A 24,037-nucleotide genomic window follows, 5' to 3' on the forward strand; every position below is an offset into this window, starting at 1 on the left:
CCAACCACGGACGACGAGCCATCCGCCTCAACGACGGCATGCTCGAATGGCGCCTCGCCGACCTCCCCATCACCACCGGGGAACACCCGTGACCGCGGGTTCGCAACCGGCGGCAGGTCTCACCTTCGACGGCACCGGTCTGCTGTGCGTCACTCTGCTGCTCCGGCTGCGCCGGGCCATCCAGGACCTCGCACCGGGCACCGTCGTGCACGTCATCGCCAGCGACCCCGCCGCCCCGCTCGACCTGCCCGCCTGGTGCCACCTCACCGGCCACGACTACCTCGGCGAACTCCCCGAACCCAGTCCGCCGACCTACGCACTGCGCATCACGGCCAGCGCGCACCGGGTCGACCCCGCCAGGCCCTGGCACACCACGCCCTGAGCCCGGCGCGAGTCCGGAAGCCCTGCCCGGGCCGCCGCGGCCGGTAACGGCACGGCGCGGCGGCGCGGTCAGGCCTTACGCAGGCTGCGGATCAGGGCCGCGGCCAGGATGACGCACGAACCGGTCGTCACGGCGGCCCAGACGGTACGGCTGGTGTGCCAGTCCTCGGATGGCCAGACCGGAAACACCGGCAGTTGCTGGGTGAACGGCCTGGCCAGCGCCAGCGCGGTGGCCGTCGGTACGACGATCGCGGCGAACGCGCGCCCGGGCTCGGCCACCCCTCGGCCACGCCGCCAGGTGGTGACCGCGAGCGCGAGGCCGGCCATGCCGGCCGCCTGCAGCACGAAGAACCAGAAGTGGTCGGGCAGTCGGCTCCGGGCGACCAGCAGGCACGCGATCCACGTGCCGAGCACGAGCGGCACCACGGCGGCTCGGGCGGCGATGCGCCACCACAGCGGCCGGGGCAGTGTGTCCACCACCTGCGCGGCCGGTTCGTCGCTCGCCCAGGCGGTGATCCCCGCGATCAGGCCGAGGGCCGTGCCCTGCAGCGGCCACATGACCGCCGGCCACCGGGCGACGAGCGTCATCAGGCCCACGATGATGCCCGTGGCGGCGATGGTCAGCCGCCACGGGACCGCCTGGACCAGGTACCGGGTCACGCGCCGCTCGGCAGCGGATTGACCAGGGTGTGCTCGACGCCGGTGAACATCGCCAGCAGGCAGGTGACCACGGCGGCCACGAACAGCGCGCCGCCCACGAGGCGCAGTGCCGGCGTCCGGGCGCTGGGATCGTGCCACAGCGCGGCGACGACGGCGAGCCCACACAGGCAGCCCAGGTACGCCGCCCACCAGCCGGGTGAGCCGCTCAGCAGCAGCATCCGCATGTCGTCGCCCTCGACGCCGATCGGGCCGCCCCAGTACGTGAACGGCATGATCACCCGAACCGAGCGCAGCGGCTCGAAGATGCCCTGGAAGACGATGGCCACCGCGACGAGCAGTACGGCGACGATCGGTGCCGTGCCACGCTGCGGCAGGTACCGGCCCACCACGATCCCGAGCAACGGCCCGCCGAGCGCGGAGAACGCGCCCTCGCCGAGCAGCGCCGCGAAGGTCCAGCCGTCGCCGGCGGGGCCGAAGGGGAATCCGTTGTCCGGCACCGGCCAGTGGTGCTGCGCCCACATCGCCCACGCCACCCAGAGCAGGCCGACGGTGAACGGCAGCAGGGCCGTGAGTGCCAGTGCCGCGGTCTGCACCCGCTCCGGCACCGGGGTGACCCCTGCGGCCCGGTTCAGCGTGGCCGCCTTGCGGGTCTGCGCGGCCATCGCGACCAGGCCGAGGATGCCGAGGCCAGCGGCGGGAACGATGGCGTTGAAGAAGCCGGAGGACGGCTGGTCGGGCCGGCCGACGGTCGTCGCGACGGTCAGAAGCACTCCGATGATGAACAGCGGATGCGTGGCGTATCTGCGCAGCTCCATGGCGGTGAGCTGGCCCAGTGCGCTGCCGGTGCGCGCGGTGGTGGCGGTCGTCGTCATGCTGCTAGTTCCATCCGGGACTGGGCCGTGGGGCCGAGCATCAGCAGGTAGGCGTCCTCGACGGACGGTTCGGCCGCGACGGCCTCCGCGGTGGGCTGACCGCCGATCGAGCGGACCTGGCCGTCGGCGGTGCGCCAGGACGCCTGCGCACCGGGCAGTTCGACGCCGGCGAGCCACACCCGGCCGGCGGCGGTACCGACGAAGTCACGGACCTTGCCGTCGAAGTGGATGCGTCCGGCCGCCACGACGATGACCCGATCGCACAGCGCGGCGACGTCCTCGGTCTGGTGGGTGGCGAGCACGACCGCCCCGGTGCGGCCGCGCTCGGACAGCAGCGCCCGCAGCGACGCCCGTTGCTCGGGGTCGAGCCCGGTGGTCGGCTCGTCGAGCACGAGCAGGCGCGGGTCGCCGATGAGTGACTGGGCGAGGGCGAGGCGCCTGCGCTGCCCGCCGGACAAGGTGCGGATGCGCCTGGTGGTGCGCTCGCTGAGCCCGACCAGATCGAGGACCCGGCGGACCTCGGCATGGCGTGCCGCGGTGGACGTCCACTCCTTGAGCACCGCGATGTAGTCGACGAACGCGAAGCACGTCATGCCCCGGGGGAACTGCAGTTCTTGCGGGAGATACCCGAGGACGCGCCGTACCTCTGCCCGCTGCGCCGGCCCGGCGGTGGCGTCGTAGCCCAGGACCGTGATCCGGCCGGACGTCGGCGGGATCGCGGTCGTGAGCATCCGGATGAGGGTGGTCTTGCCGGCGCCGTTGGGACCGAGCAGGCCGGTCACGCCGACGTCCAGGTCGAGGTCGACCGCGTCGAGGGCCGTGGTGCTGCCGTAGCGCTTCGTCAAGGCACGCGCCTGCACGAGTCTGGTCATGCATATCCTCCTGGGGTACGGGCGAGACGGATTCGGATCGCGAGCGCGACCGCGGTGACGCAGGTGATGGCGACGTAGACGAGCTGGGCGTGCGGGCGGACGGTCAGCACGACGTCGTGCCGGCCGAACGCGACGGCGACCACGGCGATCCACGCGGCGCACAGCAGCGCGCCGGCGACCCTCGGCGGCCACCAGGTGAGCAGGACCAGCGCGGCGAGCGTCAGGCCGAGCCCGGGACCGAGCCAGGCGACGGAAAGCCAGCCGATGCCGGGCAGGATCGCCCCGAAGCCGACGACGAACGGCACCGTGGTCACCATGACCGCGAGGGTCCGCAGCAGGCTGAGCCGCACCTTCGAATACGGCGTCGTGTTGGCGAGCTCGGCGAGCGAGTCCCCGGTCACGAACGCCCCGACGACGCCGAGCAGCGGCACCAGCGGGGCGCCGAGCAGATAGCACGCGGTGGCCAGGTTCGAGCTCGACCAGGCCGCCGCCACGACGAACACGAACACGGCCGCCGAGGCGAGCACCCATGGCCCGCGCAGCGACTGGGACGCGTTGAGCAGTACCGCGTCGCGCTCGGTGAGCCCCAGCCGGCGCAGTGCTCGCAGCGGCGGGGACAGGACGGGGCGCTGGATCTGCGCCCGTACGCCATCCCAGGCTCGTCGCAGCGTTGCCGGGTCGGACAGTTCCGCCAGAGTCGCGCGGCAGGACGGGCACGCCATCAGGTGCGCCTCGATCGACGCGGACGGCACCGGACCGATGTCGCCGCCGAGGTACCGGCGCAGCAGAGCCCGGTCGTAGTGCCCGGACTCGCGGTTCACGTCGCCTCCGCTCATGACGCGCTCAGCAGGCTGGCGCGTAGCTGGGACTTGGCCTGCCGCAGCCGGCCCTTGACCGTGCCGTGCGGCACGCCCAGCAGCCGTGCGGCCTCCTTCGTGGTGAGGCCGTCGAGGATGGTGGCCTGGACGACGGCCCGCAGTTGCGGCGACAGCCGGCGCAGCGCCGTGCCGAGATCGCCGTGCTCCACGCCGAGCAACACCTGTTCCTCGGCGCTGACGAGCGGCGCGTCGGCCTCACCGTCGGCCAGGAACGTCCAGGCCACCGGCGACCGGCGCAGCCGGGAGATCAACCGGCGCACGGCGATCCCCCAGAGCCACGCCCCGACCTCCCCGTCCCCGCGCCACCGCTCGGCGCCCTTCCACACGGCGACGAACGTGTCCTGCAGGACGTCGTCGACTGCGTCGGGGTCCGCGCACCGCCGCCGCAGCCGGGCCACGATCCAGGGCGCGTGCCGGTCGAACAGCAGCCGTAACGCTCCCTCGTCACCGTCCGCGACGGCGCGCAGCAGATCCGCGTCGCCGGCGTCAGCGTTCGAGCTCATACCCTCACTGTCGCCGCGGGCGGCCCTGGCGGATCAGCTGGAGCCGAGAAATCTTGGAGAGCGCCTGTCGTGCGGCATGGCCCGCTCGGGTGATCGTGGCGCTCCCCCCACCGCCGCACACTTGGAGGAGGACATCGCCGCGGGCGCGCTTCCGCCCCGAGGATCGGCCGGATGGATCACCGGGGCCGGGGCGTATCGCGCCGAAGACATCCGAGCGAAGGAGTCCAGCATGAAGGCGGTGCGGTTCGACGAGTACGGCGGCATCGACGTTCTCCAGGTGGCCGACGTGCCGGTTCCCGAGCCGGGCCAGGGGCAGGTGCTGGTCGAGGTCAAGGCCGCGTCGATCAATCCCGGTGAGGCGAAGATCCGCGACGGGTCGTTGCAGGCGATCTGGCCGGCCACCTTCCCGTCGGGCGAGGGCACCGACCTGGCCGGGATCGTGACGAAGGTCGGCCCGGGGGTCGAGGGTATCGCCGCCGGTGACGAGGTCATCGGCTTCACCGACGAGCGGGCCAGCCACGCCGAGTACGTGGTCGTGCCGGCGCGGAATCTGACGGCCAAGCCGGCGAACGTGTCCTGGGAGGTCGGCGGGTCGTTGGGCGTCGCCGGCAGCACGGCCTACGCCGCGGTGCGCGCAGTGTCGGTGCGGCCAGGCGACACGGTGGCGGTGACGGGCGCCGCCGGCGGCGTGGGGTCCATGGCCGTCCAGCTGGCCCGGCGGGCCGGCGCCGAGGTGATCGGCATCGCCGGTCCGGACAACCGCGACTGGCTGACCACGCACTCGGTCACGCCCGTCGCCTACGGTGCGGGCCTGACCGACAAGCTACGCGAGACGCCGATCGACGCCTTCATCGACACGCACGGCGACGGTTACGTGCGAATGGCGGTCGAGCTGGGCGTGGCGCCGGAGCGCATCGACACGATCATCGACTTCCCCGCGGTCGAGGAGTACGGGGTGAAGGCCGAGGGCAGCGAGAGCGCCATGAACACGGCGGTCATGGCCGAACTCGCCGCGCTGGCCTCCTCCGGCGACCTGGACGTGCCGATCGCGGCGGTGTTCCCGCTCGACGACGTCCGCGCGGCGTTCGAGCAGCTGGAGCGGGGCCACACCCGAGGCAAGATCGTCCTGCGGCCCTGACCGCCGGGGTGTCCGGACCGGGAGGCCGGCTCATGAGGGTTGTTGTGAACCTGACGCGCTGTCAGGGGTATGCGCAGTGCGCCTTCCTCGCCCCGGACGTGTTCCGGATGCGTGGGGACGAGGCGCTGATGTACGACCCGCAGCCCGACGACGCGCAGCGCGACCGGGTGCTGCGGGCCGCAGCGGCGTGCCCGGTACAGGCCATCCGGGTCGACAGCATCGAAGACCGGGAGTCCGCCGCCAGGGCCAGCATGGCGGCGTCCGCGGTGACGGGAGGCCCGCCGGGGCAGGCCCCGCCGGACCAGGCGTCCACACCCGTGTCTGGCCTGCGCAACGCGGCGATCGAGGCGTTCCGGCGGCACGGCCGGATCGTGATCGTGGGCGCGTCGCTGGCCGGTCTGGCCGCCGCGGCGACCCTGCGCCAAGAGGGCTTCACCGGCGCGCTGACCATGATCGGGGACGAGTCGTGCCGGCCGTACGACCGGCCCCCGCTGTCCAAACAGGTCCTCGACGGATGGGTGGCCCCCGAGCACACCGGGCTGCCCCGCGCGGACGAGCTCAACGCCCGCTGGCTGCTCGGCGTCCCCGCCACCGGGCTGGACCTGGCCGGCGCGCGGGTCCACCTCGGCGACGGCGGCACGGTCGGCTACGACCGGCTGCTGATCGCCACCGGAACCAGGGCCCGGCCCTGGTTCAACGCGGCCGAGGCCGCCCTCGACGGGGTGTTCCTGCTGCGTACTCGCGACGACGCCGCCCGCCTGCGCCGCCGGCTGGCCGACCGGCCCCGGCGGGTGCTGGTCATCGGCGCCGGGTTCACCGGCTCCGAGGTCGCCTCCGTGTGCCGGGACCGGGATCTGGCGGTCACGGTCGTGGAGCGGGGACCGGCCCCGCTGGCCGGCGCGCTGGGCGGGGTGATCGGCGCGGTGGCCGCCGACCTGCAGCGTGCGCACGGTGTCGACCTGCGCTGCGGCGTCACCGTCACAGCGCTGGAGGGGGACAGCGACGGCCGGCTGCGCCGCGCCCGCCTGTCCGACGGCGGTACCGTCGACGCCGAGGTCGCCGTGGTGGCGCTGGGCGCGATCCGCAACACCGAATGGCTACGTGGTTCGGGTCTGGCCGCCGGTCACTGGGGTGTGGGCTGCGACGCCGGATGCCGGGCGTTCGACGTCAACGGCGTCGTCACCGACGACGTCTTCGCCGCCGGCGACGTCGCGCGTTTCCCGCACCCGCTGTACGACTACCAGTTCCTGGCCCTCGAGCACTGGGGCAACGCGGTCGCCCAGGCCCAGGTGGCCGCCCACAACATGATCAGCGCGCACGGCGACCGGTGGCCGCACCTGGCCAGCCCGGTGTTCTGGTCGGCGCAGTTCGGCACCAACATCAAGTCGGTCGGGGTACCGACCTTCGCCGACCAGGTCGTCATCGCCCAGGGGTCGGTCGAGGAGCACCGGTTCGTGGCCGCCTACGGCTACCGGGGGCGGATCACCGCCGCGGTCGGGTTCGACCAGGGCAAGTGGCTGGAGTCGTACCAGAGCCTGATCGAGCAGGCGGCGGCGTTCCCGCCCGCGCCGCGCCCCGGCGACCGGCAACCGGTGCCCGCGCAGATTCCCGACCACACCATCCGCGAACGCCAGGCCACCGTCGTGGTGACCGGCCACGATCCGAGCGAGCGCCGTGCGCAGCTGGTGCACCACCGGTGAACCCGTGCGGCGGTGCCCGGTGGCGGCAACGAAAGGCACGTCATGGCACAGCCCAGCATCTACGAGCAGATCCTCGACCCCGCCAACCGGGCCGACCCGTACCCGCTCTACGCGCGGCTGCGCAGGACCCCGGTGGCGCGGCAGCCCGACGGCACCTACGTGGTCAGCACCTACCGCGAGGTCGTCGCGCTGCTGCACGACCCACGGGTCAGCTCGGACCCCCGCAGCCACCCCGAGCTGGCCGGCGCCGCACCCGCGGCGCAGGAGGGCCCGACCGGGCTGCCGATGTCGTTCATCAGCCGCGACCCGCCCGAGCACGACCGGCTGCGGGAGCTGGCGATCCGGCCGTTCGGGCCGCCCCGCACCCCGGGACGTATCGAGGGCATGCGCCCCTGGCTGGCCGAGGTCACCGACGGCCTGATCGACAAGTTCGCGGGGCGCAACCGGGTGGACATCGTCGACGACTTCGCCTACCCGCTGCCCGTGACGGCGATCTGCCGCCTGCTCGACGTCCCCCGCGAGGACGAACCGCGCTTCCACCACTGGGCCGACGCGATCATCGACACCGCCGACCCGAGCTCGGGCACGTTCGCCGAGCGCCAGCGCAGGCGAAGCCTGGTCCAGGCCGAACTCGGCGGGTATCTGGACGGGCTCGTCGAGGCCCGCGTCCGCCGGCCGGGCGACGACCTGCTCTCCGGGCTGCTCACCGACACCGGCCCGCACGCGCCGATGTCCCGCGGCGACCTGGTGAGCACGGCCGTACTGCTGCTGGTCGCCGGTCACGAGACCACCGTCAACCTCATCGCCAACGGCGTGCTGACCCTGCTGCGCCACCCCGATGTGCTCGACCGGCTGCGCCACGAACCCGGCCTCATCGTCCCGCTGGTCGAGGAGCTGCTGCGCTACGAACCGCCGGTGCAGCTGCTGAGCAGCCGCAGCACGCTGGCCGACATCGACATCGCGGGCACCACCATCCCCAAGGGCTCACCGCTCACGCTGATGCTCGCCGCCGCCGACCGCGACCCCGGCCGCTTCCCCGACCCGGACCGCTTCGACCCCGACCGCGCCGACAACCAGCATCTCGGCTTCGGCAGCGGCATCCACTACTGCTACGGGGCCCCGCTCGCCCGGGTCGAGGCGCAGGTCGCGTTGTCCGAGTTGGCCCGCCGGCTGGTGCACCCCCGGCTCGTCGTCGACCCGCCACCGTACCGGCCCAGCCCGACCCTGCGCGGCCCCCGCCACCTGCTCGTCGACATCGACGCCGTCGCCACCGCCGCCGAGGCTGCGGCCGGCGCGCGGCCCCGCGTCCGGGTGCCGTGACCGCTCCCGGACGGGCGGACCCGCTCAGCGCATCGTCCGGAAGGCGCGGCGCACCTGGTCGACGAACAGTTCCGGCTGCTCGAAGGCGGCGAAGTGGCCGCCGCGCGGCGGCTGGTCGTAGAAGCGCAGGTCGGGAAAGTATCGCTGGCACCAGCGCCGCGACGGCCGGAAGATCTCGCGCGGGAAGGCCGAGAAGCCGACCGGCACGGCGAGCGGCTCCGACGGGCGAGCGCCGCGGCCAGATGGCCGGGCGAAGCCGTTCTCCCAGTAGATGCGGGCCGACGAGGCGGCCGTCGCGGTGTGCCAGTAGACGCTGATGTTGTCGAGCATCTGGTCGCGGCTGAGCGCGCCGAGGGGGTCACCGTCGTGATCGGTCCAGGCCCAGTACTTCTCGGCGATCCAGGCGCACTGGCCCACCGGGGAGTCGACCAGCCCGTAGCCGACGGTCTGCGGGCGGGTCGCCTGCTCGAGGGCGTAGCCGCTGCCCCATTCCCGGTGATCGGCGACGTCGGCCAGGCTCTGCCGCTCGAAGTCGGTCAGGTCCGCGGTGTCGCGTTGGCCATCGCGGTCAGCCACCGGCAACATGTTGAGGTGGATGCCGGCCAGGCGCTGCGGATGCCGCGCCGCGAGCGTCGTGGTCACGATCGATCCCCAGTCGCCGCCCTGCGCGCCGAACCGCTCGTATCCCAGCCGGCTCATCAGCGTCGCCCACGCCCGGGCGATCCGCGCCGGCCCCCAGCCCGGCTCGGCGGGCCTGGCGCTGAAGCCGAAGCCCGGCAGCGACGGGCACACGACGTGGAACGCGTCGCGCGCCTCGCCGCCGTGCGCGACGGGGTCGGCCAGCGGCCCGGCGACGTCCAGGAACTCCACGACCGACCCCGGCCAGCCGTGCGTCACGATCAGCGGCAGCGCATCCGGATGGGGTGAGCGCAGGTGGATGAAGTGGACGTCGAGGCCGTCCAGCTCGGTGGTGAACTGCGGTAGCCCGTTGAGCCGGTCCTCCAGGCGGCGCCAGTCATAGCCGCTGTGCCAGTACCCGCACAGATCCCGCAGCCAGTCCAGCGGTACACCCTGGCTCCAGCTCTCCGCCGGCGCCGGTTCCGGCCACCGGGCGCGCGCCAGCCGCCGCCGCAGCTCGTCGAGCGCGTCGTCACCGACGCTGACCGTGAACGGGGCCACCTCGCCGCCCATGCCGCCACCGTAGCTCCGGCCCGGCGGCCGGCACCGGCGGCCGGTTCCGGCACGACGCGAAATCACCCGAGCCCTGCGGAGCCGGCCGGTGCATCCGCCACCCGCAGGTTCCTCGACGGCAAGAGTGGGCAGTTGGTCGTCATGAAGACTGTCCTGCACAACGTCCGGGTCTTCGACGGAAGGCGGATACTCCCGCCGGACACGGTGGTCATCGACGGAGAACGGTTCGGCAACGGTACGGACGACGCCCGCGTCGTCGACGGGGAAGGCGCGGTCGCGCTGCCCGGGCTGATTGACGCCCACCTCCACCTCGACCGGCGGCCCACGCTCGAGCGGCTGGTGAGGTTCGGGGTGACCACGGCGCTCGACATGGGCTGCGCGCCGCCGGAGCTGATCGACTCGATGCGGGTCTCCCGTGGACTGACCGACGTCCGCAGCGCCGGCACTCCGGCGATCGCGCCGGGCGCCTGGCACGCGCGCATCGCGGCCCTCGCCGAACGGGGCGTCGTGCACGGCGCCGACGAGGCGGAACGCTTCGTGGCCGAACGGCTCGTCGAGGGCTCCGACTACCTGAAGATCATTGTCGGGAACCCGGAGCCCAGCCACGACCAGGCGACCCTCGACGCGCTCGTCGGCGCCGCGCACCGGCGGACGCGGCTCGTCATCGCCCACGCGACGTCCGTCGAGGCCGTCGCCATGGCGATTCGGGCCGGGGTCGACATGCTCACGCACGTGCCGCTGGATCGGCCGTTGGATCGGGCCACCGCGGATCGCATGGTGATCGACGGCCGGGAGCTGATCCCCACATTGTCCATCATGGAGGGTGTGGCGGCGCAGTCCGCCGGCGTGTATGCGGATGCCAGCTACGCGGCGGCCCGCGACAGCGTCACCACCGCCTACCGCGCCGGGGTGCCGATCCTGGCCGGGACCGACGCCAACTCGACGGCCGAGGCGCCGGTGAACGTCAGCCATGGCGACAGCCTGCACCACGAGCTGGAGCTTCTCGTCGACGCCGGAGTCAGCCCGCTCGACGCGCTGCGCGCCGCCACGGTGCTGCCCGCCGTCCACTTCGGACTGACCGACCGCGGTGCCGTCGAGGCCGGCCAGCGGGCCGACCTGGTGCTCATCGACGGCGACCCGCTGCACGACATCCGTGCCACCCGCGCGATCACCCGCGTCTGGTGCGGCGGCGTCGAACACACCCCGGCCGAGCTGGCGAGGTGACCTGGGCGCCCCGGGCGAGATCTGGTCAAGGTCTGCCAGGGGCGCCCAGGTCGGCTCAGCGCTGGGCCTCGGCGACCGCCGCGCGCACCACCTCGGCGCCGGCCGGGGTGCCGGGCGAATCCCAGCCGGCCGGGTTGCCGGCCGAATCGGTGTACAACCCGTACGGAATGCCGTAGACGGGCGTGCCGGGCTGGACACGCCAACTGTCGGCCAGCGTGCCCACATCGACGGTGTCGAAGCCGATGGCGTCCAGGAACACGGTGACGGCCTGCTTGGCCTCGGCGTCGTCGCCGGCGATCGGCAACGCGCTGCGGTCCGCGGCGCCCGACGGGCGGGCCAGCGAGACGAGGTGCTTGAAATAGATGTTGTTGAAGCCCTTGACCACCCGCGCGCCGCCCAGGTGGCGCTGGAGCAGCTCACTGCTGGTCGTCGAGGCTTCGTCCAGCTCGGCGAAATGGCCGTCGCGCTCCGGATAGTAGTTGTTGGTGTCGATGACGACCTTTCCGGACGCGGGATCGGCCGGCACCTCGCGGTACGCCTTGAGGGGGACGGTCACCACCACGATGTCGCCGGCCGCGGCGGCGTCCGCCGGCCTTCCCGCCCGTGCGCGCGGGCCGAGCTCGTCGACCAGATCCCGCAGGGTCTCGGGTCCGCGAGAGTTGCTGAGCACGACGTCGTGGCCGGCGGCGACCGCCAGCCTGGCCACCGTGCTGCCGATGTTGCCACTTCCGATGAGTCCGATCGTAGTCACACCATCGCCAACCAGGCGGCGCCGTCGCCAATTCCGGGATGCGTGGGTGACGGTAAGGAAACCGTAAACCGGTCCGCGCAGTGTGGTTCATGTTGGCCCCACGAACAACAGGGACACGAACGAGGAGATGCACTGATGCAGGACCAGATCCAGGCCGCCGTCGAGGAGATCGTCGCGTCGGGCGCGGAGGGCGGGCTTCAGGTCGCCGTGTACCGGCATGGGGAGCCCGTCGCCGAGGCCGTGGCCGGGCCGGGAATCGCCCCTGACACGCTCTTCCACGTCACGTCGACCGGCAAGGGCGTCACGGCGACCGTCGTGCACGTGCTCGTGGAGCAGGGCGTGTTCACCTACGAGACCCCGATCGCCGAGCTGTGGCCGCAGTTCGCGGCGCATGGCAAGGGGCGTGCGACCGTGCGGCACGCGCTGACCCACACCGTCGGCGTGCCCGGGGTGCCGGTCGGCACCACCCCGGAGGACCTGTGCGACTGGGACCGGATGTGCGCGACCATCGCCGACGCGCGGCCGTGGTGGGAGCCGGGGACGAAGCAGGGATACCACCCGCAGACCTTCGGCCACATTCTCGGCGAGGTCGTGCGCCGAGCCACCGGGCAGACCATCTCGCAGTCGCTGCGCGCGAACGTGGCCGGCCCGCTCGGGGTGGCCGGTGAGCTGTACTTCGGCGTACCGGTGGCGGAGCACGAGCGCGTCGCGCGACTGGCCGAGCCCGAGGGCACGCCGGAAATGACGCCGGAGATGTTCGCCGCGTTCGCCGAGCAGGTACCGTTCTTCCGGGTCGTCGACGGCTGGACCGCCGCGCCCCCGGCGGCGATGCCCACGGCCGCGTACTGCAACCGGGCCGACGTGCTCGCCGCCGACATCCCCGCCGGGGCCGTCGCGTCCGCGCGGGCGCTGGCCCGCATGTACTCGGCGCTGCTGGGCGAGGTCGACGGGGTACGGCTGATCAGCCCGGACCGGCTGCGCGAGGTCACGGCGCCGGCGGTGAGCGGCCCCGACGAGATCGCCGGCCTCCCGGCCACCCGCGGCCTGGGGTACGGCCTGGGCTTCGAGGGGCCGCTGGACGGCCCGACGCTGTTCGGCATGGCCGGCTCCGCAGGCACGGCGGCGTTCGCCGACACAGCCACCGGCATCGCGGTCGCGGTCGCCAAGACCACGGTCAGCGCCGGCGACTACACCACGTTCAACCGGATCGCGGACGTGGTCGCCAAGGCCGCGAGCACGTCGTGAACGGCCGGCCCGGTCCCGCGAGCGCCGCGGGGCCGGGCCAGCCAGCAGTACGCGGTCTCGTTGAACAGCGGCGCAAGGTAGTCCAACCGGGTCAGGAACCTCGTGCCCTGCACCCAGGTGCGGAACTCCACGGCTGCTGGCCGCCGCCGTGGACTACGTCGGACTACGTCGCCGAGCACGGCTCGGCGGACCTGCCTGCCCCGGCAGATGCGAGATCGGCAAGCATGGCAAGCGGAGTTTTATTCGAATAGCACCGACTTCCTCATAGCCATTCGATGCGCCACTCGGAAACTAGGAACAAGTTCGCCACCTCGTCCATGTCCTTAGCCCAGTAGTCACCGCCATCGGATGGATTCTCAATGTCATCGACCAGGAAAATATAATACCCGCGAGTGGCCTCCGCGTCGAAGCAGACACGAACGAAGTAGCCCTCGTTCTCGCCGGCCAACACGCGGCCGTATCGGTCAAGCGGAATATCTAACATCGTGGTCAACCAATGAGTGGAACGTGATTATTCGCAATAGATTTTCCTAGATCGTCGAATATCTCGAAGTGAACATGAGGACTATTCGGCCAGTGCCCGATGCCTTGAACCGAAGCCGGATCGACGCGGAATCCTTTGTTGCCGTTCCGGAAGACGCCCGGCGCGACCTCCTTCGCGGCATCGCCGACGAAAGCACGTCCGGTTGCCATCGCGTCATCCATTGTAATACTGAATTTGCTGATGAAACTGGCAGAGAACTTCTTCGAGGTTCGGTTAAGGAACTGTGTCGCATGATCCGCAGTCTCATCAATGATGTCCTGCCGAATCTCTCCAACGCAGTTGTGTACGAGGACCGGCGTGGTACCCGCGATTACATAGTACGTGTGGGTTTCAGCGACCGTGAGGTCGTACATGTCTCGGGTGCCGAGATAGTTGCGGACGTCGACGATCTCGGACGACGTTCCGGCGCTCCCGTACTGCTCTGTTCCCGATCGCAGGTCGCCGGCGCTCACCCACACCTGCTGATCGCTGTCCCAGAACGGGTGGTTCTGTGAGGTCCGGATCGTGGTGACGGTGCCGTTCGGGGTTTTGACCGTTAGGTCGGTCAGGGCGTTGTCGCGGTTCACCTTCACCGCGAGCACCGTGCGCGGCGACGCCTTGCCTGTTCTCGGATCGGTGGCTTGGACGGTGTCGCCGACCTTGACGTCCTTGATGGGCTTCTGCTTGCCGTCCGCCATCTGGACCTTGGTGTCGGCGGTGAAGCTGCATCCCTTCTTGAACAGATTCTTGGCGCCCTGGGCGATGGCGCGCGACTCGGCGGCCGCGGCCTTGCCGCCGGCCTGGGCGGCGGCCTTGAGACCGCCGCCGCTCATCAGGGCCGCCTTGCCGGCCTTCAGCGCGGCGCCGCCCGCCGCGCCGAGGCCGCCCATGAGGCCGCCGACGATGGCGCCCTTCACGCCGGTCTTGAGCATGCCGCCCCAGGAGAAGTTGCCCCTTGTGCTCGACCTTCGTCTGGATGGCGTAGGTCACCATGTTCTGGACGGCTCCGGCCAGCGCACCGCACGCCACGGCGCCGACGCCGGTCCAGCCGATCGCGGCGCCGCAGCCAAGGCCGACGGCGAGGCCAGCAACCGTGCCGATGATCTCGGCCTTGTGCTTATCGACCCAGTTGACCGTGGCGGTCGCCGCCGTCTTCAGGCCGCACTTGATCGGGTGGGCCTTGCACCAGGCCCTCCTCTGGGCTTCCTTGGCGCGCTTCTGACCGTCGAGCACAGCCTTGGTGTCTCTTTCCAGCTGTGCCTGATCGATGGGCCGTTCCATGTTCGCGGCGCCGGACTTGCCGTAGTACTGCTCGTCCGTACGCTCGCCGGTCGGGTCGCTGTGCGTGACCGGGCTGTTCTCGGCGTACGCGTAGCCCTGCAACTGCTGGGGATCGCTGCTGTCGACGATCGGGTCGGCGGAGATGAAGCGGCCGATCGCGGCATCGTAGTAGCGGGCGCCGACGCTCACCAGGCCGGTCGGGTCGTTGGTGCCGCCGACGAAACCCTTCTCGTTCGGCCAGGTGATCGCGGCGCCGCAGGCTTCGCCGAAGGGCTGCTGGCGGCGGACCGTCGCGGCCTGGGACGTGGCCACGATCGAGACGTCCGCGGTGCCCTGGCCGTCGCTGGCCAGCCAGGTCAGGCCGGACGCGGTGCGCTGGCCGACCGTGGTGCCGCCGAAGCCGTAGTACCGTGTGCAGGTCTTCACCGCAGTCTGGGTGTTGTACTTCACCTCCATGTCCGGCAGGTAGAGGGTCTTGCCGTTGACGTCCTTGCGGATCAGACGGTTGCCGTCGGCGCCGTAAAGGAACGTGGTGCTGCCGGCGGTGTCAGTGACGCTGGTCAGGTTGCCCTCGGCGTCCCACTGCAGGGTCTGGTTGCCGTTGGCGCCGGGGCGGCCGGTCGTGTTGCCGGCGTTGTCGTAGGTGTACGACGCCGTCCGGGTGCCGTTGTTGTCCGTGACGCTGGCGCCGGTCAGCGTGTGCGGGCGGACCGTGGTCGGCGGGGTCGTGCCGGTCGGGTACGTGTACGTGGTTGCCGCGGTGCCCGCGGCGGTACCGTACCGGGTCTGCTTGGTACGGCGGCCAATCGTGTCGTACTCGTAGTTGACCCGGTACGGGGCCGGGCCACCGGTCGTCGCCGTCGGGCCGGTCGAGCAGTCGCCCGAGGCCGGGGTCCACGCGTCGGTCAGGCGCTCGTAGCGGTCGTGATTGAAGCACTGCGTGTCGGCGGTGCCGCCCGCCGCGGTGTCGGCGATCTTCGTGATGGTGCCGAAGTCGTTGTACGAGTAGTGCAGGTCGGAGACGGTGTTCGGGGAGACCTGGTCGCGGTCGGTCTTGAGACTGGTCAGCCGGCCGGTCTCCAGCTCGTAGCCGCGGGAGAGGTAGGTGCGCGGGCCGTTGCTGTCGCCGTCGTCGGTGGTGACGGTGCTGTTGAACAGGGTGTACTGCGTCGGCTTAGCCAGGGCGTTGAACGACGTGCGCTCGACGAGCCAGCGCTGCTGGTCGGTACCGTAGAACGTGCTGAGGTTGTCGGTCATGCCGAGCGCGTTGTAGCCGACGAGGGTGGTCTCGCTGGCAAGATCGCCGGCGGCCGGCGAGGTCAGGCTGTTGACCGTGCCATCGGGGTTGTAGCCGGTGTAGTACGTGTAGTCGCCGGCGAGGCCCGTCTCCGACGCAGGGATGGTGACGGTGGCGACGGTGGGCTGATACCGGTCGTTGTACTGCACGACCGTCGACTTGTACTGCTGGCCGCTGACGTAACGGATCGACGCTGTGGGGTAGCCCTTGGCCACGGTCACGTTGTCTTGCAGCTTCGTCGTGTCGTACGTCCAGGAGGCGAGCAGGTTCGCCGCGCTGATCGAGTTCTGGTAGAGGCCGGTCTTGCGGTTCAGTTCGTCGTAGGTGTAGACGAGAACCTTGCTGCGGCTGTCGGTCGTCTTCTTCAGGCGGCCGGCGTTGTCGTACTCCTTTGTCGTCGTGCCGCTGTCGGGGTCCTTTGTGGACGTATTGCGCCCGCGCAGGTCGTAGTCGTAGGTCCACTCGTAGCCGGCCGGGTCGACCACCTTGGACAGCAGGCCGCGCCGGGTGTAGCTGTAGGTCGTCTTGTCGTACGTGCTGGGGTTGGCGTTGAGGTTGCCGGGGATGCGGGTGGCGAACTGCCGCAGCTCGGCGGTCCGGCCGCTCTCGTCGACGACGGTGAGACTGCCGGTGCCACCGGCGGGCGGGGTGATGGCGGAGTAGTCGCCGCCGTAGTAGGTCTCGGTGCGCCAGCGTTCGACGTTGTACGGCTGGAAGATCTCCGCCACCGTCCGGCTCGCGCCGTCGTACTCGTAGCGGGTCTGTGACGGCACGGTCAGGCCCTCGTCGACCGGCGCCACGATCGTGGTCCCCGACCCGCGACGGTGCCGATGCCGTCGAGGCCGTTGGCGGTGGCCACGTGCCAGCCGTCGCCGGGGCGGCGCACGCCTGATGGCGGCACGTCTTATGTCGTTGATGAGTCCAGGCACAACGCCCGCTGGCTGCACCGGTCGGCGTGGCGTATGAAGGCGGCAGCTGCGGTGACTCAGGCCACGCCGGTGGGCTACAGTCGATCCTGCAGGCTGTTTCCGCATGTCGGACGCCGATTCGCAGCAAGTGCAAAGACGCACGATGGTGGAGTACCGGGGGTCCGGGGTGCTGACCGTTGCCCGGCATGACGGGTCCGGGGCGGTGACGATCACCGTCCAGGGGGAGATCGATCTCGCCACCGCCGGGCAACTGCGCGACGCTATCATCGCCGCGGTTACCGATGCCGAGCCTGACATATCGCTGGTCGTGGACCTGGCCGAACTGCGGTTCATCGATTCGGCCGGAATCAGCGCGCTGTTACGCGGACGTCGTAGCGCGCTTGCCGCTGGCCGGACGTTCCGGGTGGATGGCGCGGCAGGCCTGGTCCTGGAGGTGTTGCAGCTGACCGGGGTTTGGTCGCTGCTGTCCGGGGAGGCCGTATGACGTCCCTGGCAGGCGCCGGCACGGTCGGCAGCGCCGAACAGCTGCGGCGGCTGCAGGCGGTCACCGATGCCGCGCTGTCCCGCCTGGGCGTGGAGGATCTGCTGCGGGAACTGCTGGAGCGGACCAAGAATCTGCTGCGTACCGACACCGCGGCGGTGATGCTGCTCGACGCCGCCGGCAGCGAGCTGGTCGCGACGGCGGCCAGCGGCCTGGAGCGCGAGGTGTGCCTGGGAGTGCGGGTACCGTTCGGCCGCGGATTCGCCGGCACGGTCGCCGCCCGCGGCGAGCCCCTCGCGGTCGAGCAGGCCGAGCAGGCCGAGCACACCGAGCACACCGAACACACCGGCACGGTCAATCCCATGTCGCTCGGCGCGCGGCTCGTCGCGGCGCTCGGCGTGCCGATGATCAGCGACGGCCAGGTGATCGGGGTGTTGTACGTCGGCACCCGCGCGCCGCGGCGGTTCACCGGTCAGGACATCGAGCTGCTGCAGCTGGTCGCCGACCGGGCCGCGCACGCGACGGTGGCACGGCTGCACAGTCTGGACCATGCGGCCGCACATGCGCTGCAGCGCAGCCTGCTGCCGGCCCGTCCGCCGCGGCTGCCCGGACTGGATCTGGCGGTGCGCTACGTGCCCGGCGCGGAGATCGGCGTCGGCGGTGACTGGTATGACGTGTTCGATCTGCCGTCCGGATACATCGGCATCGCCGTTGGGGACGTGGCCGGCAACGGACTGCGGGCCGCGGTGGTGATGGGCCGGATCCGTTCGGCGCTGCGCGCGTACGCGATGGAGACCGACGACCCCGCCGAGGTGCTGACCCGCCTCGACCGCGAGGTCCAGCGGTTCGAGCCCGACGCGATGGCGACCGCGATCTACGCGGTGATCGGCCCCGATCTGGCGACGTTGACGCTGTCCAACGCCGGGCATCTGCCGCCGGTCGGGATCGAACCCGGCGGCGCCGGCCGGCTGACCGTCGTCAAACCGGACCTGCCGCTCGGCACGGACCTGCGCATCGCGCGGTACACAACCGAATTGCCGCTGCCGGTCGGGCAGTGCATGCTCTTCTACACCGATGGCCTGGTGGAGCGCCGGGACCGTTCGCTCACGGCCGAGATTCGGCGGCTCGCCGAGGCCCTCGGCGCCGGGCACAGCGCTGAAGAACTGTGCACGGCGGCGATGGCGGCGATGCTCGACGATGCCGCGCCGACGGACGACATCGCCATGCTCGCCCTGCGTCGCACGCCTGCCGGCACCGAGGTGTAGCGGGCCGGGTCAGCGCCCTGGTTCGCCGAGGCCGGCGGCCCGTCAAGGTTGCCTGTGTCATGCCTCGCCCGTGCGCTTGCGCCAGTCGCGCATCGCGTCGCGGACCTTGTCGAACACCGCGGTCGGCGGGCCGACCAGGAGGTTGACGATCGCGGACTCCCCGGCCGCCGGATGTGGACGTGTCGGCGCTATCGACTGGGCCGCCTCGAAGGCGCCCGCCATCCGGCGCAACCGCTCGGCGTCGGCATGCTTGCGCAGTTGCGTGAACTCCTGGTGCTCCTCTTGCGTCGCATGAGCCAGGACCGATTTGGCCAGGGCGTCCAGGTTCCGGTCGAAGTCCCGATGATCGACCCCCAGGTCGTAGAGGTCGGCGAGCGCCCGCTTGGCGTCCGCCTCCTCCTGGAGCCGTTCGTTGACGACCGTGCCGCCCTTCGGAATCAGGTCACGCGCCGCCGGATGCACCACCACTTCCTCGGCGTTCTCGTGCACGGCCAGCAGCCTGACCAGTTCGTGGAACAGCTGCTCCTTGCGCGCCCCCTGGGCGGAGCTGACGCGTGCGAACAGGTCCTTGATCTCGTTGTGCTGGGCGATCAGGATCTCCACGACGTCGCGCTGTGTCGCCTGCGTGCCGATGGCCTGGCTGACGTCATTCGGTGAGGCGAACCGGTCACGCGGAAGGTCCTGCAGGGCCCGGACGACCTTGTCGTCGGCGCCGTGCTGGCGAGCCTGCTCGACGAGGCTCTGCTTGCTCGTCGGATAGTCCACATCGCCGAGGTACCGCTGGACCTCGATCGGGTTGGCAGTCATGCTCTGGCGCTACCCACCGAGGCGTCGTCCAAGCCCCAGGGCCGCGACGCGGAGTCGTCAACGCCGGCCGCCCGGCCGAAGGCAGCCGCGAAGCCACTGCGATTTCCTGCTCATTCATCCGGCGTTCATCTGGCCCTCCTACATTTCCGGCGCACGCCGAACGTCGAAGGAGCCCCGAAATGTCCGCCCTGCTCTCCGCCATCGCGGTCGAGGTGGTCAGCGCCCTGCTGATCTCGCTCGTCGTCACCGCGGTCCGCCGCCTCTTCGGCGGCAGCGCCGCCCGCGCCGCCTGAACCGGCCGCCCAGCCCGCACGGCTCACCCCGTCCCGCGCATGATCCGGGGTTGATCGCGCGCCGCCCGGGTAACCGCCTCCAATTGGGGGGGGCTCACCCATCTCCCGTTGGGAGGTGCTTACCCATGACCGCAACCACACAGGCTGCCACCGAGCCGTCCACACGGCCCGCGACCCGGCGCCGCGCCGCTGCGCGAAAAGCGACCGGGCCGAAGAAGACCCAATCCGCCCGCACCCCCAACGCGCCCGGGCCCGACTCCGAGCTGGTGACCTGGCAGGACGTACCCATGCCGCACGTCAAGGTGCCGGTCGTCCACATGCGTAAGCCGGACGTACGCGCCACGCTCACGAACGTCGCGCAGCCCAGGCACCTGCTGTACTACGGCGGCGTCGGCGCGCTCGCCGCACTCGGCGTCCTGGAATGGCCGGTCGCCCTCGCGGCCGCCGCCGGGGTCTGGGTGGCCACCCGCGAACGCCGGGCGATGGCACGTGCTCCGATCAGGATGGCGTGAGGGTTCGATCTGACCCCTGCGGGTAGGGCGCCGAGATGACGAGAACTGAGCAGGGTAGGGGTGCCGTGATCGTCACCGGCGCGAGCCGGGGTATCGGCGCCGCGATCGCCCAGAAGCTGGCTGACGACGGGTACGGCGTGGTGGTGAACTACGCGGCGGACGCGGCCGGCGCCGAGTCGGTGGTCTCCACCATCCGTGAGCATGGGGGCCGGGCCGTCGCTGTGCGCGCGGACGTGGCGGCACCGGATGACGTCGCGAACCTGTTCGAACGGGCGCGGCAGGAGATGGGGCCGTTGACCGCGCTGATCAACAATGCCGGGATAGTCGGCGAGCAGGCGCGTATCGATGAGCAGGACGCCGACGAGCTGACCCGGCTGATGCGGATCAACGTCGTGGGGCCCATGGTGTGCGCCAGGCACGCCGTGCAGGCGATGTCGACCGCGCACGGTGGCACCGGTGGCTCCATCGTCAACATCGCCTCGGTCGCGGCCCGGGCGATCCCGGGAGTAACGGGATTCGTGCCGTACGAGGCCACGAAGGGCGCCGTGGTGACGTTCAGCCGTGGCCTGTCCAACGAGGTCGCCCCCGAGGGGATCCGTGTCAACAGTGTCTCGCCGGGCGTCATCGACACGGAGATGGCAGCGAAGACCGCCGGCGCGAGGCAGGCCGCCGCGAGCAGCCCGCTCGGTCGCGCGGGCCGGCCCGATGAGATCGCCAACACGGTGGCGTGGCTGGTCTCGCCGGCGGCTTCATACGTCACCGGCACAGACGTGACCGTCTCCGGCGGCATGTGACGGATCCGCGCTCAGTCAGTACATCCCGGTGTGGCGGAGCTCGAGTTCCCGCCACACCGGTTCATCAGGGGCCGTCTGGCAGGTACCACTGGTGCGGCGCGATGAGCCGGTGGATCGAGTCCGGGCCCCACGATCCGGGGGCGTACTGCTCCACAGGCGGTGGATCGTCCAGCAACGGGGCGGACACCTCCCAGAGCCGCTCGATGCCGTCGGCGCGGGTGAACAGCGACTGGTCGCCCTGCATCGCGTCGAGGATGAGCCGTTCGTAGCCGGCCAGCGCGTGCTGGGTGCAGAACGAGTCCGCGTACCGGAACGTCATGGTCGCCTCGCCGAGGCGCATGGTGGCGCCGGGCATCTTGGCCAGGAAGCGGGCCGCGATCCAGCCCGGATCGTCGAACTCGATCACCAGCTCGTTGCTGGGCGTGGCGATCGTCGTGTCCGGATCCAGCGCGAACATCCGCATGGCCGGTTGTTTGAGCCCGAGGGTGACCACCTGCCGTTTCCGCCCGAGCGATTTGCCGGAGCGCAGGTAGAACGGCACCCCTGACCAACGCCAGTTGTCCACCTCGACGCGCGCGGCGATGAACGTCTCGGTCTGCGAGGCGGGATCGACGCCGGGCTCGTCGCGGTAGCCGCGGTACTGGCCGCGGACCACGCGGCCGGCGTCCAGCGGTGACATCGCCTCGAAGACCTTGGTCGTCTCGTCCCGCAGCTGTTTGGCCGCCAGGGAGGTGGGCGGCTCCATCGCCACGAAGCCCAGCACCTGGAACAGGTGCGTGACGATCATGTCGCGGAACGTGCCGGTCTCCTCGAAGAACCCGGCGCGGCCCTCGATCCCGATCGTCTCCGGCACGTCGATCTGCACGTGGCTGATGTGCTCGCGGTTCCAGATCGGCTCGAACAGTCCGTTGGCGAACCGCAGGGCAAGGATGTTGTCGACCGACTCCTTGCCGAGGAAGTGGTCGATGCGGAACACCTGGGACTCGTCGAAGGTGGCGTGGATGGTGTCGTTGAGCGCGCGGGCGGACGCGAGATCCGTGCCGAACGGCTTTTCGACGATGACGCGTGCGTTGCTCGCCAGACCGGTGTCGCCGAGCATGCTGATCGTGGGCGTGAAACCCTTCGGCGGTACGGCCAGATGAAACAGCCGGCGTGGGTGCCCCCCGATCGCCTTCTCAGCCGCCGTCACCGCGTTCAGCAGCGGTTGCGGATCCGCCGGTACGGCAGCGCCGAAGGACAACGATTCGGCGAACTCGTGCCACGCCTCGCCGGTCGGCTCCGCCAGCCCGAATTCGGCCACGGCGTCCCTGGCGTGCTGGCGGAACTCGTCGTCGCTGAGCGCGGACCGGGCCGAGCCGACGATCCGATACTTTGCCGGCAGCAGACCGGCCTTCGCCAGGCTGAACAGCCCCGGCAGCAACTCGCGTCTGGCGAGATCCCCGGTGGCGCCGAACAGCACGATCACGTGGTCGTCGCGGGGCGCACCGTCGCTCTTGCGCCGCGCCGCGACGGATTCCCTGGTATCGGAGCCGGGCGGTGCATACCGAACGCTCATGATCCCTGGTCACTTCCGACCGTTGCGGACATACCTGTGCTTATCCGGGCCCGTACCCGGCTCGGCCACGCATACACCGACTCGCCGCCGCGGTCATGAAGTCAAAGGCCGTACTGTTCCAGCAGGCGCAGCCAGATCTCGCTGACGGTCGGGAACGGCGGGACGGCGTGCCACAACTGGTCGAGGGGCACCTCAGCGTTCACCGCGATGGTGGCCGAATGCAGCATGTCGGCCATGTCCGAGGCGACGAAGGTGGCCCCGATCAGCACCCGGCGGTCCTCGTCGACGACCAGCTTCGCCCGGCCGCCGTAGCCGACGCCGCGGACCATGGCGCCGGGGACCTCTGCGATGTCGTACTCCACGATACGGACGGTGAAGCCGTCGGCACGGGCCCGCGACTCGGTGCGCCCCACCATGCTCACCTGTGGTTCGGTGAACACGACCTGGGGGGCGCCCCGGTCGTCGGCGGTGTCGCGCAGCCCCGGTGCGTCGTCGGGGGTGCCGTTGGCACGGGCGGCGATCACGTCGCCGCACACCCGGGCCTGGTACTTGCCCATGTGGGTGAGTAGGTTGCGGCCGTTGACGTCGCCCACGGCGTACAGCCAGCCGTCAGCGACGGCGGTGGCCCGCATGCTGGCGTCGACCTCGATCGGGCCGTTCACGCGCAGGCCGATCGCCTCCAGCCCGATGTCGCCGACCGCCGCCCGGCGGCCGGTGCCGACCAGGATCTCGTCAGCGTCGATCCGCCCGCCGTCGTCGGTGTGCACGGTCACCGGGCCACCGGGGATCGGCCGCTCGACGCGGGCGGCCGAGCGGCCGAACCGCACGTCGATGCCCGAGTCCCGCAACGAGCGTGTCACGAGTTCGCCGGCGAACGGCTCGGCCTGGGCGAGCAGCCGGTCGCCGCGCACGAGCATGGTCGTCTCCTGGGCGCCGAGTGAGTGCAATGCCTGGGACATCTCACAGGCCACCGGCCCGGCGCCGATCACGGCCAGCCGTTTGGGTACCTGCTGGACGCTGGTCGCCTCCCGGTTGGTCCACGGGTGGGCCTCCCGCAGTCCGGGTATGCCGGGAATCGCCGGCGTGCTGCCGGTGGCGATGACGACGGCGTGCCGGGCCCGTAGCGCGCGTGTGCCACCCTCCGGCGTCGTGACCTCGGCGCGCAGCGCCCCCGCCAGCCGTCCATGGCCCCGCACGAACGTCGCCGGGAACTTCTCGATCGCGTTCACCACGTGGCCGTCGTCGCGGTGGGACACCGTCTCGTCGCGATGGGCCAGCACCGCGGCGGCGTCGATCGGGCCGCGCAGCTGCAGCCCCGGCATCCGGTCCACCTCGGCCGCCAGCTCCATGGGCCACAGCAGCGCCTTGCTCGGAATGCACGCGTAGTACTCGCACTCACCCCCGGCGAGGCGCTCCTCGACCACGGCCGCGGTCAGGCCACCTCGCGCAGCGCGTGCGGCGACACTCACCCCGACCGGCCCCGCGCCGATCACGATCACGTCGAAGAAGTCAGCCGCATCCGCCATGACACACCCTCCAGCGTTGAACGTGGCGTCCTGCTGTGA

At 71.2% G+C, this 24,037-nt stretch carries 22 protein-coding genes and 1 pseudogene; 10 read left to right on the plus strand and 13 right to left on the minus strand.

What is annotated here, in order from left to right; translation table 11 throughout:
- Positions 1-88 precede the first annotated feature (88 nt).
- Positions 89-382 (plus strand): sulfurtransferase TusA family protein, encoded by a 294-nt coding sequence (locus tag AB0367_RS34485; protein ID WP_366230693.1) that lies wholly within the window; start codon positions 89-91, stop codon positions 380-382.
- A 68-nt stretch (positions 383-450) separates the two neighbouring features.
- Here AB0367_RS34485 and AB0367_RS34490 read toward each other — a convergent pair whose 3' ends face one another.
- Genes AB0367_RS34490 through AB0367_RS34510 form a run of 5 tightly spaced genes read right to left on the minus strand, consistent with a single transcriptional unit; the run spans position 451 to position 4,166 of the window.
- Positions 451-1,041 (minus strand): hypothetical protein, encoded by a 591-nt coding sequence (locus AB0367_RS34490; RefSeq protein ID WP_366230694.1) that lies wholly within the window; start codon positions 1,039-1,041, stop codon positions 451-453.
- The gene (locus tag AB0367_RS34495; protein ID WP_366230695.1) at positions 1,038-1,913 is read right to left on the minus strand and encodes a hypothetical protein; all 876 of its coding nucleotides are present in this window, start codon (positions 1,911-1,913) and stop codon (positions 1,038-1,040) included. Before AB0367_RS34495 ends, AB0367_RS34490 begins: the two co-directional genes overlap by 4 nt.
- A complete protein-coding gene (locus AB0367_RS34500) occupies positions 1,910-2,785 on the minus strand; it encodes an ATP-binding cassette domain-containing protein (RefSeq protein ID WP_366230696.1) in 876 nt (291 codons plus the stop codon). The genes AB0367_RS34495 and AB0367_RS34500 overlap by 4 nt, the downstream gene beginning before the upstream one ends.
- Entirely contained in the window at positions 2,782-3,606 is an 825-nt protein-coding gene (locus AB0367_RS34505; RefSeq protein ID WP_366230697.1) for a zf-HC2 domain-containing protein, read from the minus strand. Before AB0367_RS34505 ends, AB0367_RS34500 begins: the two co-directional genes overlap by 4 nt.
- Before the next feature lie 11 nt (positions 3,607-3,617).
- Positions 3,618-4,166: an RNA polymerase sigma factor gene (locus AB0367_RS34510; RefSeq protein ID WP_366230698.1), complete on the minus strand. Its 549-nt coding sequence runs from the start codon at positions 4,164-4,166 to the stop codon at positions 3,618-3,620.
- A gap of 229 nt (positions 4,167-4,395) precedes the next feature.
- Between AB0367_RS34510 and AB0367_RS34515 the strand changes: the two genes are divergently transcribed.
- The 3 genes from AB0367_RS34515 to AB0367_RS34525 are packed head-to-tail and all read left to right on the plus strand — an operon-like array spanning position 4,396 to position 8,324.
- A complete protein-coding gene (locus tag AB0367_RS34515; protein WP_366230699.1) occupies positions 4,396-5,304 on the plus strand; it encodes an NADP-dependent oxidoreductase in 909 nt (302 codons plus the stop codon).
- A gap of 32 nt (positions 5,305-5,336) precedes the next feature.
- Complete coding sequence (locus AB0367_RS34520; RefSeq protein WP_366230700.1) at positions 5,337-7,004, plus strand: FAD-dependent oxidoreductase; 1,668 nt, start codon at positions 5,337-5,339, stop codon at positions 7,002-7,004.
- Positions 7,005-7,046: 42 nt separating this feature from the next.
- The gene (locus AB0367_RS34525; RefSeq protein ID WP_366230701.1) at positions 7,047-8,324 is read left to right on the plus strand and encodes a cytochrome P450; all 1,278 of its coding nucleotides are present in this window, start codon (positions 7,047-7,049) and stop codon (positions 8,322-8,324) included.
- A gap of 24 nt (positions 8,325-8,348) precedes the next feature.
- Here AB0367_RS34525 and AB0367_RS34530 read toward each other — a convergent pair whose 3' ends face one another.
- Positions 8,349-9,515: an epoxide hydrolase gene (locus tag AB0367_RS34530; protein ID WP_366230702.1), complete on the minus strand. Its 1,167-nt coding sequence runs from the start codon at positions 9,513-9,515 to the stop codon at positions 8,349-8,351.
- A gap of 141 nt (positions 9,516-9,656) precedes the next feature.
- On the opposite strand from AB0367_RS34530, the gene AB0367_RS34535 reads away from it, so the two are divergent.
- Entirely contained in the window at positions 9,657-10,739 is a 1,083-nt protein-coding gene (locus AB0367_RS34535) for an amidohydrolase family protein (protein ID WP_366230703.1), read from the plus strand.
- A 55-nt stretch (positions 10,740-10,794) separates the two neighbouring features.
- Here AB0367_RS34535 and AB0367_RS34540 read toward each other — a convergent pair whose 3' ends face one another.
- Positions 10,795-11,571: an NADPH-dependent F420 reductase gene (locus tag AB0367_RS34540; protein ID WP_366230747.1), complete on the minus strand. Its 777-nt coding sequence runs from the start codon at positions 11,569-11,571 to the stop codon at positions 10,795-10,797.
- Positions 11,572-11,625: 54 nt separating this feature from the next.
- Here AB0367_RS34540 and AB0367_RS34545 point away from each other — a divergent pair, with 54 nt between their 5' ends.
- A complete protein-coding gene (locus AB0367_RS34545; protein WP_366230704.1) occupies positions 11,626-12,735 on the plus strand; it encodes a serine hydrolase domain-containing protein in 1,110 nt (369 codons plus the stop codon).
- Between the two features lie 262 nt (positions 12,736-12,997).
- Here AB0367_RS34545 and AB0367_RS34550 read toward each other — a convergent pair whose 3' ends face one another.
- The 3 genes and pseudogenes from AB0367_RS34550 to AB0367_RS34560 all read right to left on the minus strand — a co-directional run.
- Positions 12,998-13,228, minus strand: coding sequence for a hypothetical protein (locus AB0367_RS34550; protein ID WP_366230705.1), 231 nt, complete (start codon positions 13,226-13,228; stop codon positions 12,998-13,000).
- Complete coding sequence (locus tag AB0367_RS34555; RefSeq protein ID WP_366230707.1) at positions 13,225-14,190, minus strand: Hint domain-containing protein; 966 nt, start codon at positions 14,188-14,190, stop codon at positions 13,225-13,227. Before AB0367_RS34555 ends, AB0367_RS34550 begins: the two co-directional genes overlap by 4 nt.
- A 406-nt stretch (positions 14,191-14,596) precedes the next feature.
- A pseudogene (locus AB0367_RS34560) lies at positions 14,597-16,870 on the minus strand (RHS repeat-associated core domain-containing protein); the annotation flags it as partial.
- Between AB0367_RS34560 and AB0367_RS34565 the strand changes: the two are divergent.
- Together AB0367_RS34565 and AB0367_RS34570 are read left to right on the plus strand one after the other, a co-directional pair.
- Complete coding sequence (locus tag AB0367_RS34565) at positions 16,869-17,249, plus strand: STAS domain-containing protein (RefSeq protein ID WP_366230708.1); 381 nt, start codon at positions 16,869-16,871, stop codon at positions 17,247-17,249. The pseudogene AB0367_RS34560 and the gene AB0367_RS34565 overlap by 2 nt on opposite strands.
- Positions 17,246-18,511 (plus strand): GAF domain-containing SpoIIE family protein phosphatase, encoded by a 1,266-nt coding sequence (locus AB0367_RS34570; protein WP_366230709.1) that lies wholly within the window; start codon positions 17,246-17,248, stop codon positions 18,509-18,511. Before AB0367_RS34565 ends, AB0367_RS34570 begins: the two co-directional genes overlap by 4 nt.
- 57 nt (positions 18,512-18,568) lie before the next feature.
- On the opposite strand, the gene AB0367_RS34575 is transcribed toward AB0367_RS34570, so the two are convergent.
- Positions 18,569-19,318 (minus strand): DUF2795 domain-containing protein, encoded by a 750-nt coding sequence (locus AB0367_RS34575; protein ID WP_366230710.1) that lies wholly within the window; start codon positions 19,316-19,318, stop codon positions 18,569-18,571.
- Positions 19,319-19,736: 418 nt separating this feature from the next.
- On the opposite strand from AB0367_RS34575, the gene AB0367_RS34580 reads away from it, so the two are divergent.
- Both AB0367_RS34580 and AB0367_RS34585 read left to right on the plus strand, forming a co-directional pair.
- Positions 19,737-20,123 carry a hypothetical protein gene (locus AB0367_RS34580; protein ID WP_366230711.1) on the plus strand — a complete coding sequence of 129 codons (387 nt, stop codon included), beginning with the start codon at positions 19,737-19,739 and terminating at the stop codon, positions 20,121-20,123.
- A 35-nt stretch (positions 20,124-20,158) separates the two neighbouring features.
- Positions 20,159-20,917 (plus strand): glucose 1-dehydrogenase, encoded by a 759-nt coding sequence (locus AB0367_RS34585; RefSeq protein WP_366230712.1) that lies wholly within the window; start codon positions 20,159-20,161, stop codon positions 20,915-20,917.
- Positions 20,918-20,981: 64 nt separating this feature from the next.
- On the opposite strand, the gene zwf is transcribed toward AB0367_RS34585, so the two are convergent.
- Together zwf and AB0367_RS34595 are read right to left on the minus strand one after the other, a co-directional pair.
- Positions 20,982-22,472, minus strand: coding sequence for a glucose-6-phosphate dehydrogenase (zwf, locus tag AB0367_RS34590; RefSeq protein WP_366230713.1), 1,491 nt, complete (start codon positions 22,470-22,472; stop codon positions 20,982-20,984).
- A gap of 101 nt (positions 22,473-22,573) precedes the next feature.
- On the minus strand, positions 22,574-23,998 hold the full coding sequence (locus AB0367_RS34595; protein ID WP_366230715.1) for an NAD(P)/FAD-dependent oxidoreductase: 1,425 nt from the start codon (positions 23,996-23,998) through the stop codon (positions 22,574-22,576).
- Between the last annotated feature and the right edge of the window lie 39 nt (positions 23,999-24,037).

Source organism: Dactylosporangium sp. NPDC051484, from assembly GCF_040689395.1.
GTDB lineage: Bacteria > Actinomycetota > Actinomycetes > Mycobacteriales > Micromonosporaceae > Dactylosporangium.